Annotated in this window: 15 protein-coding genes; 5 read left to right on the forward strand and 10 right to left on the reverse strand. The window is 67.7% G+C overall.

The window, feature by feature from the left end; all coding sequences use genetic code 11:
• Positions 1-44 precede the first annotated feature (44 nt).
• Complete coding sequence (locus DC347_RS00605; protein ID WP_018762661.1) at positions 45-1,175, reverse strand: zinc-dependent metalloprotease; 1,131 nt, start codon at positions 1,173-1,175, stop codon at positions 45-47.
• Between the two features lie 264 nt (positions 1,176-1,439).
• Positions 1,440-2,957 carry a D-alanyl-D-alanine carboxypeptidase/D-alanyl-D-alanine-endopeptidase gene (locus tag DC347_RS00610; protein WP_109044231.1) on the reverse strand — a complete coding sequence of 506 codons (1,518 nt, stop codon included), beginning with the start codon at positions 2,955-2,957 and terminating at the stop codon, positions 1,440-1,442.
• A 154-nt stretch (positions 2,958-3,111) separates the two neighbouring features.
• Between DC347_RS00610 and DC347_RS00615 the strand changes: the two genes are divergently transcribed.
• The 3 genes from DC347_RS00615 to DC347_RS00625 all read left to right on the forward strand — a co-directional run bounded on the left by DC347_RS00615 (position 3,112) and on the right by DC347_RS00625 (position 5,868).
• Positions 3,112-3,600 (forward strand): inorganic diphosphatase, encoded by a 489-nt coding sequence (locus tag DC347_RS00615; RefSeq protein WP_018762663.1) that lies wholly within the window; start codon positions 3,112-3,114, stop codon positions 3,598-3,600.
• 143 nt (positions 3,601-3,743) lie between these two features.
• Positions 3,744-5,087, forward strand: a complete 1,344-nt coding sequence (locus tag DC347_RS00620; protein ID WP_109044070.1) for a carboxylesterase family protein — start codon at positions 3,744-3,746, stop codon at positions 5,085-5,087.
• 7 nt (positions 5,088-5,094) lie between these two features.
• The gene (locus DC347_RS00625; RefSeq protein WP_109044071.1) at positions 5,095-5,868 is read left to right on the forward strand and encodes a DUF429 domain-containing protein; all 774 of its coding nucleotides are present in this window, start codon (positions 5,095-5,097) and stop codon (positions 5,866-5,868) included.
• On the opposite strand, the gene DC347_RS00630 is transcribed toward DC347_RS00625, so the two are convergent.
• The gene (locus DC347_RS00630; protein WP_109044072.1) at positions 5,865-8,291 is read right to left on the reverse strand and encodes a phosphoketolase; all 2,427 of its coding nucleotides are present in this window, start codon (positions 8,289-8,291) and stop codon (positions 5,865-5,867) included. The genes DC347_RS00625 and DC347_RS00630 overlap by 4 nt on opposite strands.
• Before the next feature lie 167 nt (positions 8,292-8,458).
• On the opposite strand from DC347_RS00630, the gene DC347_RS00635 reads away from it, so the two are divergent.
• Positions 8,459-9,058 carry a hypothetical protein gene (locus DC347_RS00635; protein ID WP_018762667.1) on the forward strand — a complete coding sequence of 200 codons (600 nt, stop codon included), beginning with the start codon at positions 8,459-8,461 and terminating at the stop codon, positions 9,056-9,058.
• A 53-nt stretch (positions 9,059-9,111) separates the two neighbouring features.
• Here the strand turns inward: DC347_RS00635 and DC347_RS00640 are convergent, their stop codons facing one another.
• The 4 genes from DC347_RS00640 to serS form a co-directional block, all read right to left on the reverse strand.
• Positions 9,112-9,696: a histidine phosphatase family protein gene (locus DC347_RS00640; protein ID WP_109044073.1), complete on the reverse strand. Its 585-nt coding sequence runs from the start codon at positions 9,694-9,696 to the stop codon at positions 9,112-9,114.
• A gap of 60 nt (positions 9,697-9,756) precedes the next feature.
• Positions 9,757-10,641, reverse strand: a complete 885-nt coding sequence (locus DC347_RS00645; RefSeq protein WP_018762669.1) for an HAD family hydrolase — start codon at positions 10,639-10,641, stop codon at positions 9,757-9,759.
• Positions 10,642-10,845: 204 nt separating this feature from the next.
• On the reverse strand, positions 10,846-11,850 hold the full coding sequence (locus tag DC347_RS00650) for a type IV toxin-antitoxin system AbiEi family antitoxin domain-containing protein (protein WP_109044074.1): 1,005 nt from the start codon (positions 11,848-11,850) through the stop codon (positions 10,846-10,848).
• A 142-nt stretch (positions 11,851-11,992) separates the two neighbouring features.
• Complete coding sequence (gene serS / locus DC347_RS00655; RefSeq protein WP_018762671.1) at positions 11,993-13,273, reverse strand: serine--tRNA ligase; 1,281 nt, start codon at positions 13,271-13,273, stop codon at positions 11,993-11,995.
• An 88-nt stretch (positions 13,274-13,361) separates the two neighbouring features.
• Here serS and DC347_RS00660 point away from each other — a divergent pair, with 88 nt between their 5' ends.
• Complete coding sequence (locus tag DC347_RS00660) at positions 13,362-14,450, forward strand: diacylglycerol kinase family protein (protein ID WP_109044075.1); 1,089 nt, start codon at positions 13,362-13,364, stop codon at positions 14,448-14,450.
• Positions 14,451-14,514: 64 nt separating this feature from the next.
• Here DC347_RS00660 and DC347_RS00665 read toward each other — a convergent pair whose 3' ends face one another.
• The 3 genes from DC347_RS00665 to DC347_RS00675 all read right to left on the reverse strand — a co-directional run bounded on the left by DC347_RS00665 (position 14,515) and on the right by DC347_RS00675 (position 16,123).
• A complete protein-coding gene (locus tag DC347_RS00665) occupies positions 14,515-14,721 on the reverse strand; it encodes a hypothetical protein (protein WP_018762673.1) in 207 nt (68 codons plus the stop codon).
• A 95-nt stretch (positions 14,722-14,816) separates the two neighbouring features.
• On the reverse strand, positions 14,817-15,797 hold the full coding sequence (pheA, locus tag DC347_RS00670) for a prephenate dehydratase (RefSeq protein WP_109044076.1): 981 nt from the start codon (positions 15,795-15,797) through the stop codon (positions 14,817-14,819).
• Positions 15,797-16,123, reverse strand: a complete 327-nt coding sequence (locus tag DC347_RS00675; RefSeq protein WP_018762675.1) for a rhodanese-like domain-containing protein — start codon at positions 16,121-16,123, stop codon at positions 15,797-15,799. The genes pheA and DC347_RS00675 overlap by 1 nt, the downstream gene beginning before the upstream one ends.
• Positions 16,124-16,276: the final 153 nt, after the last annotated feature.

Consider the following 16,276-nt stretch of genomic DNA (forward strand, 5'->3'; position numbering starts at 1 on the left):
GGATTCTCAGGCATGGGCGGGTGGTGCGGCTGGGCGTCCGGCAATCAGAGGCCCATCCGGTCAATCCACAGCTTGGCGTCGTGGATCTCCGGCTCCGTGGGCAAGTGGTCCACCGACTCCCAGACCCTGTTGAAGCCCTCCATGCCGGCCACGTCCACCACCGCGCGGACAAAGCGGGCGCCGTCGGAGTACTGGCGCATTTTCGCGTCCAGGCCCAGGAGGCTTCGGATGAACTTTTCGATCACGCCGCGGTCCTTGCCGCGGTCGTTGAACCGCTGCCGGATGGTCTTCACGGAGGGGACGATGCTGGCGTCAACGGCGTCCATCACCACGTTGGCGTGCCCTTCGAGGAGGCTCATCACCGCGGTGAGGTGGGAGATGGCGGCCTTCTCTTCGGGGTCCTGCAGCAGGTCCAGGATGGCGCCCCGGCCGGGCGTGTTTCCGGTGGCGGAACGGTCCTTCAACGAACGGGCAGCGGCGGAGGCGCGCTCCATCAGGGAATCGACGTTCCCCAGCAGGTGGCCGCTGAGTTCGTCGATCTGTTCGAGCATGTGGTGGCGCAGCCAAGGTGCCGCGGCGAACTGGACCCGGTGGGTCTGCTCGTGCAGGCACACCCAGAGCCTAAAGTCCTCCGGCGCGACGTTGAGTTCACGCTCCACCGAGACGATGTTCGGTGCTACGAGCAGGAGCCGGCCCGCAGCAGGCGCACTGGAGTTCTCGGCCAGGGCCGCGAAAGGATCGTACTGGCCCAGCACCTTGCTGGAGAGGAAGGCGAGCACGGCGCCGAGCTGGCCGCCGGTGATGGCGCCGCTCACGCTGGCCGCGGAGGGGCTCAGGGTGCCGCGGCGGCTGTCCAGCATCTTCTGCATGGCGGGCTTGAGCATCACCGCGAAGCTCTGGGTGTTGGCTTTGGCCCAGGATGCCCGGTCCACCACCAGCACGGAGGAGTCCCGCAGGTCCCGCGCGGCTTCCAGGCCGGTGATGTCGTGGACATGCGGGACGGATGCGTCGGCGAGCCGGCGGAGGCTGTCCACCGCCTCGCCAATGGCCTTTTCATCCAGCACCGGGCCGGCCGGAGCCAGCCGCGCCGCCGCGGAAGCAGCGAGGTCCCAGTTGATCAGGGACTGGGCCGTTGGGGACAACGTCGGTGCGGACTCGCGCGCGGTGGACTCCATGGTCCCATCAGAACACAGCGCGCCGGACAACGTCCTTAAAGTTCGCTGACCGGCGAACTTCCACAGCCACCGCACAGGGCGTCGAAAGCGGCGGCCCAGCCGGCCCGGCGATCGTTGGGGTACAGGCCAAGAACCCTCAGAAGGAGGCCGCCATGATCCCCTACCGCCCCATCCCGCCCCTGGCCGCAGGCCCGCGCAAGGGCTGGGCGTCGGTGCTTGCCGCCGTCGTCATGGCCGCATTGCTGGGCGTGCAGCCGCAGCAGGTCAGCGGCAGCCGCACCCGGCCAGCGCCGTGGCCGCACGGTCCAGCGCCTGCTTGTTCCCTGCCGCCCCCGGCGTGAGCCCGTTGCCGATGAACGAGAACACCAGGAGCCGGCCGTCCGCGTCCACCACGTAGCCGCTCAGGGCCAGCACGGTGTTCAAGGTCCCGGTCTTGGCGCGCACCAGGCCTGCCCCGCCCGCCGTGCCGGCATCCCCGTACCGGGTGTCCAGGGTGCCGGACAGGCCGCCCACCGGAAAGCCGTCCAAGGCGCCGCGAAGCCTGGCATCGGCACCGGTGGTCATGGCCCTGACCACGTCCGTGAACTGGCGGGCCGATACCTGGTTGCCCAGGGCCAGCCCGCACACGTCCGCCAGTTTGATGGTGTCCGTGGCGACTCCGGCGGCCCCCGCCTCGGCAACGACCGCTGCCGTTGCGCCGTCATTGCTGCCGGACCGGCCGGTGGCCAGCGCCGCCATCCGGCCCATGGTCTCGGCCAGGTAGTTGTCCGATACCTGCAGCATCAGGTCCACCTGCTCGGCCACGGTGGCCGATTCAACCTCTGCCAGCACCACGGGCTGCGCCTGCACGGCGGCGCCTGCCGCCGTGGCCGTGCCGGGTGCGCGTTCGACGCCGGCCGCGACGGTCAGGCCCGCTCCGGCACCTGCAGCGCGGAGCCGCGCAGCGAATTCCCCGGCCGCGGCCATGGCTGCGTCCTGCGGCCGTGGGCCTGTGGTGACCGCAGGATCGAAGCGCGCGGAGTTGAGGGCGAGTGGGTAGAGCGGGGCAATTTCGCCGGCTTCCACGTCGCCCGCCAGCCAGGCCGGGTTCAGCGCCGGACCGGTGAAGAGCGAGTCATCCAGCAGCACTGTAATTTCCCCGGTGGTGCCGGCAGCCCGCAAGGCATCCACGGCCTGCGCCGCAAGGGTGGCCAGGCCGGCGTGGCCCAGGGTTTGTTCGGGCCGCGACTCCCCGGCCCCCAGCAGGACGTCGCCGCCACCTACCAGCACTACCTGCCCGGGAGCGGGACCGCGCAGCACCTTGGTGGCGAAGCGGTGGTCCGGCCCCAGGGTCCGCAGCGCGGCTGCCGACGTCAGCAGCTTGAGGTTGGACGCCGGCACCCGGCCTTCCGAACCGCCCCGGTCAAAAAGGACCTGGCCGGTGGACGCGTCCTGCACCATGCCCGTGAAAGTGCCGCCGCCGTCGGTGGCCAACAGCGGATCCACTTGGGCCGCCACCGCCGAGGGCGCGGGCACCGGCGCGGACTGCTGGAGCGGGGCAAGGACTTGCGGGGCGGACACCGTGGCGGGGATCTGCTGCCAGGCCGGAACCGGCGCGGCCGGGACAGTCGCTCCGGGGGCGACGAATCCCGGTGCCACCAGCAGGGCCGCCGGGACTGCCAGGACCAACAGCAGCAAGACCACCAGCACCGGGGGGATGGCCGCCCGCAGGGCCTGGCCCAGGCCTGCGGAGCCCAGGGAACGCCGGCCACGCCGGGATTCCGTGCCGGTTGTGTTGCTCATGCTGGTGCTGGTCCTCAAGTCCTGAAATTTCCCCACAAGTTCCTGATTCCAGGGCCTCTCGCTATATCCTCAATAGTAGTCGGCGGTACCGACACTCTCTTTTGTGGGCCGTCAAGTGTGCCGCGCACCCCCTGTAATTGCCGAGGAGCATTCCATGAAGCACGACGTGACCATCGAGATCCCCAAGGGATCACGCGTCAAGTATGAAGTTGACCACGAGACCGGCCGCGTCCGCCTGGACCGCGTCCTCTTCACCTCCATGCAGTACCCCACCCACTACGGGTACTTCGAAAACACCCTCGGCGAGGACGGCGACCCGCTGGACGCGCTGGTGCTGCTGCAGGACTTCGACCTGCACCCCGGCGTCATCGTCGAATCCCGCCCCATCGGCGTCTTCAACATGACCGACGACGGCGGCGGAGACGCCAAGATCCTGTGCGTCCCGGTGGATGCCCGCTTTGACCACATCCAGGAAGTGAGCGATGTCAACGAGTTCCTGATCAAGGAAATCGAGCACTTCTTCACCCGCTACAAGGACCTGGAGCCCGGCAAGTGGGTCAAGGCCGAGGGCTGGGGCGACCGCGCCGCCGCCGAAGCCGAATTGGAAGCCTCCATCAAGCGCTACGTGCCCACCGGCCACTAATTCCTGCGGCGGCCCGCCTGGGCGCGGCCTTCGCCACAAGTCCCCGCATCTCGGACTATTCCCCGCATCACGCGATGGGGAATTGTCCGGGAGGCGGGGATTTCTGTTGTCCGGCCACTGGAAATCTGTGGAATCGTGGACCTGTGCCTACCGAGCCGACGCTTAACTCCACGTTGTTGTTCAATCCGCCCTGTGGCCCCGTCACCGGCTGGCGGGACGGCGATGTCCTTCGTGCCACCGGAATCCCGTACGCCCGGGCCCCACGTTTCCAAGCCCCGGCACCGGTCGCGGACTGGACCAGCGACTATGCCGCCACGGCGTTGGCCCCGGCCTGCCCGCAAGGCCCGGTCCCGTTCCTCGACGACGTCCTGGGCACCACCTACGGGGAGCTCCCGGGCAGCGAGGACTGCCAGAACCTCTCCATCACCATGCCCGGCGACCTCCAGCCGGGGGAACGGCTGCCCGTCATGGTGTGGATCCATGGAGGTTCCTACACCACCGGATCCGGAGACCTGGCCATCTTCGATCCCGCCAGGCTGGTGTCCGAAAACCGCGTGGTGGTGGTATCCATGACCTACCGCCTGGGCCTGTTTGGGTTCCTGGCCACGCCGGCCGGGCGTCCAGGCAACCTGGGTCTCCTGGACCAACTGGAAGCCTTCCGCTGGGTACAGCGGAACATCGGGGCGTTCGGCGGCGACCCGGGCCGGGTGACCGCCTTCGGCCAGTCCGCCGGCGGCGACGCGATCGCCCACCTCATGGCCACGCCGGACGCGCCCGGGCTCTTCCAGCGTGCCATCATCCAAAGCGCACCGCTGGGCATTGCCGTGGGACGCGCCCGGATGAACCATGCCATGGGCATCGCCGCCGAAACGGTGACCGAGGAAACGCCGGCCATGGAGGTGGTGGAACGCGAGGCACAGGTGGCCCAGGTGGCGCGGAAGTTCGGGATGCTCGCGGCCATGCCGTTTGGAACGCAGTACGGCCACGATCCGCTCCCGGAGGAGGACGCCATCGAGGCGGCCTGGGACCGGACCGCCCCCGCGATTGACGTGCTGATCGGGCACACAACCGAGGAAGCCCGGTTGTTCCTCCCCCGCAGCCCGCGGCTCATGCGGCTGGCCGCCGTTCCGTTGGTGGGTGCCACTGCCGTCCGCGCCATCGACTGGGTGGTCACCGAAACCGTGTACGGCCGGGCCACCCGCCGCTTTGCCCGCCGGCACGCGAAGGCAGGCGGCCGCGCGCACCGGTACGTCCTGGACTGGCACGCCCCCGGCAACATTTTCGGCGCAGCCCACACCATCGACCTGCCCCTACTGCTCGGCACCCGGAAGACCTGGGACGGCGTGGGCCTGATCAACGGTGCCCGGTGGGAGGACGTGGACTCTACCGGCCGTTCAGTGCGGGCCCTGTGGGCCGGCTTTGCCCGGGGCGATGACCTGGGCGAAGCCGGAGCCGTTGACGGGGCGCTGCGATACAGGCGCGTCTGATCCCGGCATGAAGACCCTCGGCGTGGACCTCGCGGCGGCCACCAAGAAGACCGCGGTGGCGGTCATTGAGTGGGGCGCAGGCAGCACGGGCAGCGGGGCCGCCCGGCTCACCCACCTGGGCCTGGACGTGGACGACCAGCACATCGTGGAGCTGTTCGGCAGCACCGACATGACCGGCGTCGACTGCCCCGTAGGCTGGCCCGATGCCCTGATCCCGTTCCTCACCGGGCACCTGGACAACATCGCGGCCCCTGTCCTTGAACACGACGGAATCGCCGGCCGCCGGCTGCTCGCGTACCGGGACACGGACCGTTTCTGCACGGCACGGACAGGCCTGATCCCGCTCAGCGTCTCCGCGGACCGGCTGGCCCACCCTGCCATGCGCTGCGCGGTCATCCAGGCAAAGATCGCCCAACTCCACGGCCCGCAGCCAAGGGACGGTTCCGGCCGCCTGGCCGAGGTGTACCCCGCGGCGTCCCTGAAGATCTGGGGCCTCAACGGCCGCGGCTACAAGGGCCGCGGCGTCCCGGAAGCCGAGCGCCTGGCCCTCCTGCTGGCCGCCCTCGAGGAACAGGCGCCGTGGCTGGACCTGGCCGGGCACCGCGACAGCCTGGCAGGCTCGGACGACCTCTTCGACGCCGTCATCGCCTCGCTGACCGCCCGTGCCGCCGCCCGGCGTCGTACCCTCCTGCCGGACAGCACCCACGCAGCGGCCGCCCGCACCGAAGGCTGGATCCACCTTCCGGACTGCCGCCTCGACGAACTCCCGGACAGCTCCTAGCCGCCCAGGGTCCAGTTCCGGATTTCCGCCGGGTCCTCGCCATGCGTGCGGGTGTGCTCGCGGGCCCGGTTGCGCCGGTCCTGCAGCTCCTGGCGCAACAGCGCGTGCTTCCCCGCCAGGCCGGGGATACGGTCGATCGCGTCGATGGCCAGCGTGAAGCGGTCAATGCCGTTGAGCATGGCCATGTCGAACGGCGTGGTGGTGGTGCCCTCTTCCTTGTACCCGTGCACGTGCAGGCCCTGCTGGTTGGTGCGGCGGTACGCGAGCCGGTGGATCAGCGCCGGATAGCCGTGGTAGGCGAAAATGACCGGCTTGTCGGCGGTGAAGATCCCGTCGAAGTCGTGCGCGGGGAGGCCGTGGGGATGCTCGCTGTCATCCTGCAGCCGCATCAGGTCCACCACGTTCACCACCCGTACCTTGAGCCCGGGAGCGCCGTCCCGGAGCAGTTCCGCGGCGGCAACGGTCTCCACGGTGGGGACATCACCGGCGCAGGCCAGGACGACGTCGGGCTCCTCACCTGGCACCTCGGACCCCGCGAACGTCCAGATGCCCAGGCCGCGCCGGCAATGGTTGGCGGCCTCCGCCGGACCCAGCCAGGTGGGTGACGGTTGCTTGCCGCTGACCACGATGTTCACGTAGTCCGTGGAGGCCAGGCAGTGCTCCATGACGGAGAGCAGGGTATTGGTGTCCGGCGGCAGGTAGACCCGGATGACCTCTGCCTTCTTGTTCACCGCGTGGTCGATGAACCCTGGATCCTGGTGCGAGAAGCCATTGTGGTCCTGCTGCCAGACGTGCGAGGACAGCAAGTAGTTCAGGGAGGCCACCGGCCGGCGCCATGGCAGCCCGCGGGAAACCTTCAGCCATTTGGCGTGCTGGTTGAACATGGAATCGACAATGTGGACGAAGGCCTCGTAGCAGTTGAAGACCCCGTGCCGGCCGGTCAGGAGATATCCTTCCAGCCAGCCCTGGCACAGGTGCTCGCTCAGCACCTCCAGGACCCGGCCGGAGCGCGCAAGGTGCTCGTCGACGTCGTCGATCCTGTACTGCCACACCTTGTCGGTGGCCTCGTAGACGTTCTGCAGCCGGTTGGAGGCCGTCTCGTCCGGGCCGAACAGCCGGAAGTTCTCCATGTTCTGCGCGATGACGTCCCGCATCCAGGAGCCCAGCGTGACCATGGGGCTCACCCGTTCGGTACCCGGGTGGTGTACCTCCACGGCGTGGTCCCGGTAGGCGGGCAGCTTCAGGGCGCGCCTGAGCAGTCCGCCGTTGGCATGCGGTGTGGCGCTCATGCGGAAGTCGCCGGTGGGGGCGCCCTCGGCGACGTCGGCGCGGAGCCGGCCGCCGCCGTCGAACAGTTCCCGGGGCCGGTAGGACTGCATCCATTCCTCCAGCTGCTTCAGGTGGTCGCCGTTGGTGCGGACTTCGGCCAGCGGCACCTGGTGCGCCCGCCACGTGCCTTCAACCTGCAGCCCGTCCACGGTCCGCGGCCCGGTCCAGCCCTTGGGCGAGCGCAGCACGATCAGGGGCCAGCGGTGTCCGCCCTCCCCCGCCTCTTCACCGGAAGCGTCCTGCCGGTGGGCATCCTGGATGGCCTTGATGTCCGCCAGGCACCGGTCCAGGACGCCGGCGAAATCACGGTGTGCCTGTTCCGTGTTGTCCGGGTCGGCCACGGTGACGAAGTACGGTTCGTGTCCGTACCCGCGCAGCAGCTGCTCCAACTGCTGCTGAGGCATCCGGGCCAGGATGGTGGGATTGGCGATCTTGTAGCCGTTCAGGTGCAGGATGGGCAGCACCGCGCCGTCCGCTGCGGGATCCAGGAAGTTGTGGGAGTGCCAGCTGGCAGCCAGGGGCCCGGTTTCCGCCTCGCCGTCGCCAATCACGACGGCGGTCACCAGCTGCGGGTTGTCGAACACCGACCCGTACGCGTGCGCCAGGGAGTACCCGAGTTCCCCGCCTTCGCTGATGGAGCCGGGAGTTTCCGGGGCGGCATGGCTGGGGATGCCGCCGGGGTAGGAGAACTGCCGGAACAGTTCAGCCATGCCGGCCTCATCGTTGCCCACGTGCGCATAGATTTCGGAGTAGGTCCCCTCCATCCAGGCATTGGCGACGACGGCGGGACCGCCATGGCCGGGACCGGCAACAAAGAGCATCTCCAGGGAGTCGCGGCGGATCACGCGGTTCAGGTGGGCGTAGACGAAGTTAAGCCCGGGCGTGGTGCCCCAGTGGCCCAGCAGCCGGGACTTGGTGTCCGCCGCCTGCAGCGGCTCCCGCAGCAACGGGTTGGAGCGCAGGTAAATCTGCCCCACGGAGAGGTAGTTGGCGGCGCGCCACCAGCGGTCCACCAGGGCCAGATCGTCCGCCGACGCCCCGGCCTGCCCCCGCCGGTCGTGCCGCATGTCGTCGTGCCCTGTATTCCCGGCCATAGCCATCCTTACATCGGGTGTGCCGCTGGGCGGCCGTTCCCCCATGGCAACAGATGAAGGGGCACGCAGGCAAGGCCCGGCGTCGTGCCCCGCGCCCATTCCAGGACTTTCACACCCCCGGCCGCGGCGGTTTCGTCATTTCTACTTCCGGGTAGTGTGTACCCAGAATGTTCACGCTGACCATCAACCAGACTGACAGCCGGCGCGACGGCGACCAGGTGCCGCAGCTGCTCAAGGCGCTGCGACATATCCCCGCGCGCCTGGATTTTGACCGGTCCGTCGAGGATGAGGTGCAGGGTGTGGTGGACTGCCCGCACCAGGCCGTGGAGGCGGCGCTGATCGCGTTGCGCAGCGGATCCTGGTATGTGGGGATCGGCGCAGGGCCTGTGGACGAGCCGCTGCCCAACCAAATCAAGGACGCCACCGGTCATGGCCTGGTCTACGCGCGGCGGGCCGTGGACCGGCTCCGCAGCAGCAAGGAGCGGATTCCGGTTGCAGTGGAGGGGCCCCTGGCCGACGTGGCCCACGACGCGGAGGCCGTACTGCGGCTGCTCGGACACATTGTCCGGGACCGCTCCGGCGCCGAATGGCGGGTGCTGGACCTGCTGACGCCCGGGGTCCGCGGCCAGCAAAAAGCGGTGGCGCAGGAACTGGGCATCACCACCCAGGCAGTCAGCAAGGCAGTGTCCCGGGCGCAGTGGAACGAGGAACATTCCGCCCGGCCCGCGGCAGCGAGGCTGCTGGCCCTGATCCTCGAAGCCAGGTAGCAAGGCCCGCCCTGCACTGGGGCAGGCCTGCTTAGCCCCGGTCAGGAGGCTGGTCAGGCTCCCGCTGCCGCCATCATCGGTTCACCGTTGAAATACTCCAGCTTCCACCCGTCCACAGCATGGTGGTGTGCCAGGTTCAGGGCGGCGTTGTCCACGCTGGCCAAGGTCTGGCCGATGGCACGGCTGAGGCTGACCCGCAGCAGGGTGCCGTGCGCCACCACCAGTATCCGCTGCCCACGGAATTCCTCCGCCAACGCCTCAAGCGCGGCGAGGCCACGGTCCGCCGCCTCGGCTTCGCTCTCAGCACCCTTGAACCCGCCGGGCACTCGCAGCGCCTCCAGTTCGGGGCCGGCCTGCATTCCTTCGGCCGGTCCGAAGCTGCGCTCTGTCAGCCCGGGGATGCGCCGGGCCACCGCGAGCCCCAATCCTTCGGCGATCAGGTCCGCGGTCTCGGCGGCCCGGCTCAGCGGGGAGGACACGATCACGTCCCATTCGTACGGGGCCAGGACGGCGACGGCGTCACGTGCCTGGCCGCGTCCGACGTCGTTCAGGGGGATATCGGTGGCACCCTGCAGCCGGCGCTCGGCATTCCAGTCGGTCTGGCCATGGCGGACGAGGGCGAACGTCGTAAGGGTCATGGTCCTATTCTGCCTTGGCGCCCGGTGCCGGCTGGAATCCGGGCTGCCGGAGTAGGCAGGTCAGAGGAGGCTGCGCAGTACGTGGGCGGCGCCGTCGTCGAACACCGAGTGGGTGACCTCATCGGCCGCCGCAATCACTTCCTCCGGAGCCTGCCCCATGGCAACTCCGCGGCCGGCCCAGCTGAGCATCTCGATATCGTTCCGGCCATCTCCAACGGCCACGGTGCGGTGCTGCTCGATCCCGAGCCGGAGCCGAAGGTTCTCCAGGGCGCTGGCCTTGGTCACCCCTGCCGCTGCGATATCCAGCCATGCGGTCCAGCCCACCGAGTAGGTCACCCCGGCCAGTCCCACGTGGTCGATGGCTTCGTTGAATTCCTCGGGCGTGTTTTCAGTACTGAACACCACCACGCGCACCGCGGTGGCCTCCAGCATGGTGTGGAAGTCGACGCCTACGGCCTCGACACCGAAGCTGGCGTCCTGGAACCGTTCCGTGGAGAGGAAGTTTCCATCGGCGTCCTCCAGCGCGTACTTGGCAGAGGGAAGCCGTTCCCGGAGGGCCCTCAGGGCAGGCCCGGGGTCGAAGGTGGCTTTGTGGATGACCTCGTAGCCGTTGGCCAGTTCGGGGTGGAGCCGGAGGGTCACGCCGCCGTTGCAGCAAACAGCGTAGCCGCGCTCTATGCCGATCTTTTCGATGACGGGGAGGGTGGCATTCAAGGAGCGGCCGGTGGCGATCATAACCTCGTGCCCGGCCGCCACTACCGCCTGCGCCGCGTCCCGCACGCCCGGCGTCATGTGGCCGTCGTGGTCCACCAGGGTACCGTCCACGTCCAGCGCGACCATCAGCTTCTGGCCGATTCCCGAAAAGCCGTAGGTGTTGGTGTTGTCTTGGTTGTTCTCTCGCCGGTCATCGTTGCCGGCGACTGAGGTTTCAGTCAGCGTTGTCATTGAAACAGTGAAGCAGACGTCACTGACAGGCGCTAGGACGCAGGACACAGCTTTACTGAACTGTTGATTAACTGCGGGTTTCCGCACCTCGAGGCGGGTCACCGGTGGTTCCGCGGTGCCGCCTGTCAGAGGCTTGATCGCAGAGGACACCCTTCTAGAATCTGATTCGCGAACAAGCTTAGGGATAACCGGGGGTAGGCGCGCTCACCTGCTCCGGATGCCGGCAGCCAGAAGTTTGGCGCGTAGCCGGTCAGGATTCTGCAAGTCAGCCCAGCGCCAGCGGACGAAGCCATGACCAAGTGACCGGATCCGGTCCTTACGGATCTTCTCCCGATAGACCGCCTCCTCGGCGGTGATTCCTCCGCGCAGGGCGGCCTGAACATACTTGCCTTTGCCGTCGAATTCGCCAACCACCCCCGGGTTCGGCCACCAGCAGTCAGTCCTCCCAATGAAACCCTCCCGGTCGGCAAATGTGCGCTGAAGGACGGGCTGCTCAAAGCCAAGGAACTCGAAGACTGCCCTGCTGTAGGACTCCCCTACAGATTCCGACAACGGGCTGGCAAGGGAAGCGGCGCGTTCGGCACGTGCCGCGGCGGAAGCGTGCGGAAGCGCCCGGATCCCGTCCCGGATGTCCTGAAGCGACCACAAGCTGGCATCAGCGGGCATTCGGCCAGCCTTGTGGAGCTTTCGTGCGGCGCCGTCAGCAACAACCAGCGCCTGGCTCAGGCTGCGGGTTGCCATGATGTCCAAAGTGGTCTCCACCAGCCCGAGACTGAGGAACTCGCCGTGGCGCACAGGTTCATGTACCTGCTTTAGCCGGTATTGGAGGGGGTAGGACCGCACCTCCCGCGCTTCCCGGGCGGCCTTGTCCGTGCCGAGGACCACGAATGGCGACTTCCTGATCCCGCTGCGGCCCGGCAGGCTGGTTGCCAACTCCACACATTGGGGGTCGCCCAGCGTTGGTAGGCCGATGGCCCATGCAGCCGTCTGCCCACAGAGGACCGCGCCGCTGACGGATCTCGCAATCGCCGCCGTCGACCACGCGAAGCGTTGTGCGGGCGTGGCACTGATCCAGTCATTGGTCCGCACGTAGAAGCCTCGCCGGAGCCGTACGAGCTGCCCGGCCTTGAAGGCGCGGTGCAGGGCATCAGTGCCGACGCCGGTGCGGAGTATGGCGGCAGTATCAATCAGGCCAGGTGGTATCTCCATATCCCAAGGATGCGGGGCTGGATCCTGCCGGGCGGTTCGCCCGCGGCCGTATGTGGACAGTTCTGGGCGAAACCAAAGCTTGTTCGCGCATCCGATCGGTGAAGGACTGGTTGCGCGAACAAGCCTATGAAAAGGGACGGCCCTACAGGACCGGCAGAACCTCGAGCCCGCCGAGGTACTTCTGCAGCGCCTTGGGTACGTTGACCGAGCCGTCCGCGTTCTGGTGGTGCTCCAGCAGCGCCACGATCCAGCGGGTGGTGGCCAGGGTGCCGTTCAGGGTGGCCACGGCGCGGGTGCCCTTGGCGACGCCGTCAGCGTTGACCGCGCGCTCACGGATGTTGAGGCGGCGCGCCTGGAACGTGGTGCAGTTTGAGGTGGAGGTCAGCTCGCGGTAGGCGCCCTGGGTGGGGACCCACGCTTCGCAGTCGTACTTCCGGGCCGCGGACATGCCGAGGTCGCCCGCCGCGGTGTCGATGACCCGGTACGGCAACTCGCACTTGGCCAGCATCTCCTCTTCCCAGGCCAGCAGGCGCTGATGCTCGGCGGCGGCTTCTTCGACCGTGGTGTAAATGAACATTTCCACCTTGTTGAACTGGTGCACGCGGATGATGCCGCGGGTGTCCTTGCCGTGCGAGCCGGCCTCGCGGCGGTAGCAGGAGCTTTGCCCGGCGTAGCGGATGGGGCCCTTGGAGAAGTCCAGGATCTCGTCCGCGTGGTAGCCCGCCAGGGCCACCTCGGAGGTGCCCACCAGGTAAAGGTCGTCTTCGGCGAGTCGGTAGATCTCGGCGTCGTGCTTCACATCGAAGCCCGTGCCCTGCATCGTCTCCGGACGCACCAGCGTGGGGGTGATCATGGGGATAAAGCCCGCTTCAATGGCCTGGTCCATGGCCATCTGCAGCAGCGCCATTTCCAGCCGGGCTCCAACGCCGCGGAGGAAGTAGAACCGGGCACCGGAGACCTTGGCACCGCGTTCCATATCTATGGCACCGATCAGCTCGCCAATCTCCAAGTGGTCGCGCGGCTCGAAGTCCGGGAACTCGCGCGGGGTGCCGACGGTCTTGACCACCACGTAGTCGTCCTCGCCGCCTTCGGGAACACCATCCTCCACCAGGTTGGGGACGGTGCGCAGCAGCTCTTCCTGCTTGGTCTGCGCGGCATCGGCCTCGGCGGAGGCCGCCTTGACGGAGTTGGCCAGCTCCTTGACCTCTGCCAGCAGTGCCTGCTTCTCTTCACCCTTGGCCTGCGCCACCTTCTTGCCGAAGGCGTTCTGCTCGGCGCGGAGGTTTTCGAAGCGGATCAGGGCGGCGCGGCGCGCGGCATCCGCGGAGATGATCGCGTCCACCACTGATTCGTCCGCGCCGCGGGCGCGCTGGCTGGCACGGAACTTGTCCGGGTTTTCGCTGAGGTCTTTTACGTCGATCACCAGACAAGGGTATCCAATACCGCGCACGACGGCGGGCGGCAGGCCCCGTGCGCCGGGCCGCCGCACGCCGGGCTACTGTTGAACCACCATGAGCGACTGGATTCTCTACCTGCTGATTGCGGTGGCCCTTGCCTTCGCCACCTCCAGCTGGTGGGGGGTCCGGCGCCTGCAGGCCCTGCACGTGCGCAGCACAGTGGCCGGCGAAGCCTACGATCCGGGCCTGGCGCAGCAGCGGGTGGCCGTGGTCCTCAATCCGATCAAGGCGCGGGCAGAGGAAGCAAAGGCCACCATCCAGCGCGCCTGCCTGGCAGCCGGCTGGGAGGAACCGGCCTTTTTCGAAACAACCGCGGACGACCCCGGCTTTTCCCAGATGCAGGCTGCCTTGGCCGGCAAGCCCGACGTCGTCCTGGTGGGCGGCGGGGATGGCACGGTCCGCGTGGTGGCCGAGGCCCTCGCGCACACCGATGTTGCCATGGGTTTGATACCGCTGGGGACCGGCAACCTGCTGGCCAGGAACGTCGACCTTGACGTGAACGACCTCCACGGGAACGTTCAGACGGCGCTGTTTGGGCGGCAGCGCTACATCGACACCGCCCGGATGGCCATTGAGAACTCCCGCACCGGGCACTACTCCGAGCACGTCTTCCTGGTCATTGCCGGGATTGGCATGGACGCGGAAGTCCTGGCGGACACCAACGACGGTTTGAAGAAGGCGGTGGGCTGGCTCGCCTACACCGAGGCGGGCGTCCGGCACCTCCCGGGCCGGCGGAAAAAGGTGTCCATTTCGCTGGACGGCAGCCCGGAGCAGGTGCGGAACATCCGCAGCGTACTTTTTGCCAACTGCGGGCTGGTGCCCGGCGGCATCGACTTCATTCCGCAGGCAATGATTGACGACGGCATGCTGGACGTGGTGGTCATGAGTCCCCGCAGCGCCCTGGGCTGGCTGCTGATGTACATGAAGATCATGTTCAAGCACAGCGGGAAACTGCCGATCATGACGGTCTACAGGTCGGTCAAGGTGGTCATCAAGTGTCCCGAGCCCATGCCCACCCAAATCGATGGCGACACGTCCGGGGAAGCGACCCAACTCACCGTCCAGGTGGAACCGAAGTCATTGCTGGTAAGGGTCAAGGCACACGAGCCGGGCGGCCCGGGGCAGGCGAAAACCCGCATCTAGGCGTGCAAGGCCCGTCAGCGGCTGGGGAAATGCCGGGCCGGCCTGACCGGCCGGCTCACGTGGATCAGGCGCCGGCGTCCTTCTTCTCCGCCTCAGCTGCTGCTTTGGCAGCGGCATGGGCCTCGGACTGTTCACGGATCATTGCCTGTTCCTCTTCGAAACGCAGGCGGTCCGCGCGGTCAGCATCGTCGCCGTCCCAGTCCTGGTTGTCTGCGGCAGGCTTGGGGTTGACGATCATCCCCTGGCCGTCATTGTCAGTGGTGCTGGTCATGACCCGCTCCCTTCATTAGGGGCCATACCCCGTGTGGATCAAGCAAGCATACGCATTGTGCATACCCCGCGGAAGTAGTCCGAAAGGCAATTTGCCTACGCTGTGGGCGAAGATCCGGAACCGCTTTCACCTGCGGTGGATGCCGCGTCAAGTATGGATCCGACCCACTGCCGGGCCGCCGAGAAGGCGGCATCGGAAGTATGCGCCGCCACGGCCGTGGCCTGCCTGTCCGCCCGGGCATACGAACCCAGGAAACGGGTCCCGGGGCTGATCCGGTGCAGTCCCGCCAGGGCATCCGCAACACGTGCCTCGCCGGCGTGGCCGTCCGCGTCGATGCTGAAGAAGTAGTGGCCCAGGTACTGCCCGGTGGGACGCGATTCGATCCGGCTGAGGTTGACGCCGCGGCTGGCAAACTGGTCGAGGATCTCCATCAGCGCACCCGGACGGTCCTCCGGCAGCGGGACGACAAGCGTGGTCTTGTCCGCTCCGGTGCGTTCCGGAAGGACACCCGGACGGCTCACCAGGATGAAGCGCGTCACGGCGCCCGGATTGTCACCAATGTTTTCCGCCAAGACCTGCAGGCCCGGATGCGCTTGCGCTACGAGCGGCGCACAGATGGCGGCATCGTAATGGCAGTCACCGTCCAGCAGTCCCATGGCCGCGGCCGCGGTTGAAGACCCCGGAACATATTCCGCACGGGGCATGTTGTTTTCCATCCACATCCGGCACTGGGCCCACGCGTGGCCATGGGTGGACACGTGCCGTACGTCCTCCCTGCGCACGCCAGGCCGGGTCACCAGGACGAAGCTGATGGGTACCAGGACCTCGCGGATGATCCGCAGCTCTTGGCCGCTCGCTATCGCGTCGAGGGTGGCGGTGACGCCGCCTTCGACCGAATTTTCAATCGGAACCATGGCAGCGTCGGCAGAACCGCTGCGCACTTGGTCCAGGGCGGCATTGACGTTCGACGCCGGCACCCGGACTGCTTCCAGCGCACCAGGCACCTGCAACAGGGCAGCCTCGGTGAACGTGCCCTCGGGTCCGAGGAACGCGTAGGTGGGGGGACTGCCGTGCACTAGAGCACCAGCGGCTTGAGTCCGTTGTCCGAGACCAGGGGTTTGCCCGATTCCAGCCACTGGTCCATCCCGCCGGAGACGTTGATGGCGGTGTACCCCTGGCCCGTGAGCCACTGGGCAACGCGGAACGACCTTCCGCCGGTCCGGCAGATGACATACACGTCCTCATCCGGATCGAGTTCGCCCAGCCGGGCCGGGATCTGGTCCATGGGAATGTGGAGTGCGCCGTCGGCATGCCCGGCGACCCACTCGTAGTCCTCCCGGACGTCCAGGATGACGGCATCAGCCGGGATGTCGTGGACGGGCACGGTATCGAAATCGCTCATCGGAGTCCTGTCGTGGCGGATCAGAGTCAGGTTAAAGCCTAGTCCTTCCTCCGCGGGTGGTGCGGACAACCGGCAAGCTAGGCTGGTGGCTCCCGAGGAGGTTTCGATGTCCCGTCAACAGTCTGCCCGCCCGGCGCCACAGCAGTCGTTCCC

The organism is Pseudarthrobacter sp. AG30, from assembly GCF_003116525.1.
Classification (GTDB): domain Bacteria; phylum Actinomycetota; class Actinomycetes; order Actinomycetales; family Micrococcaceae; genus Arthrobacter.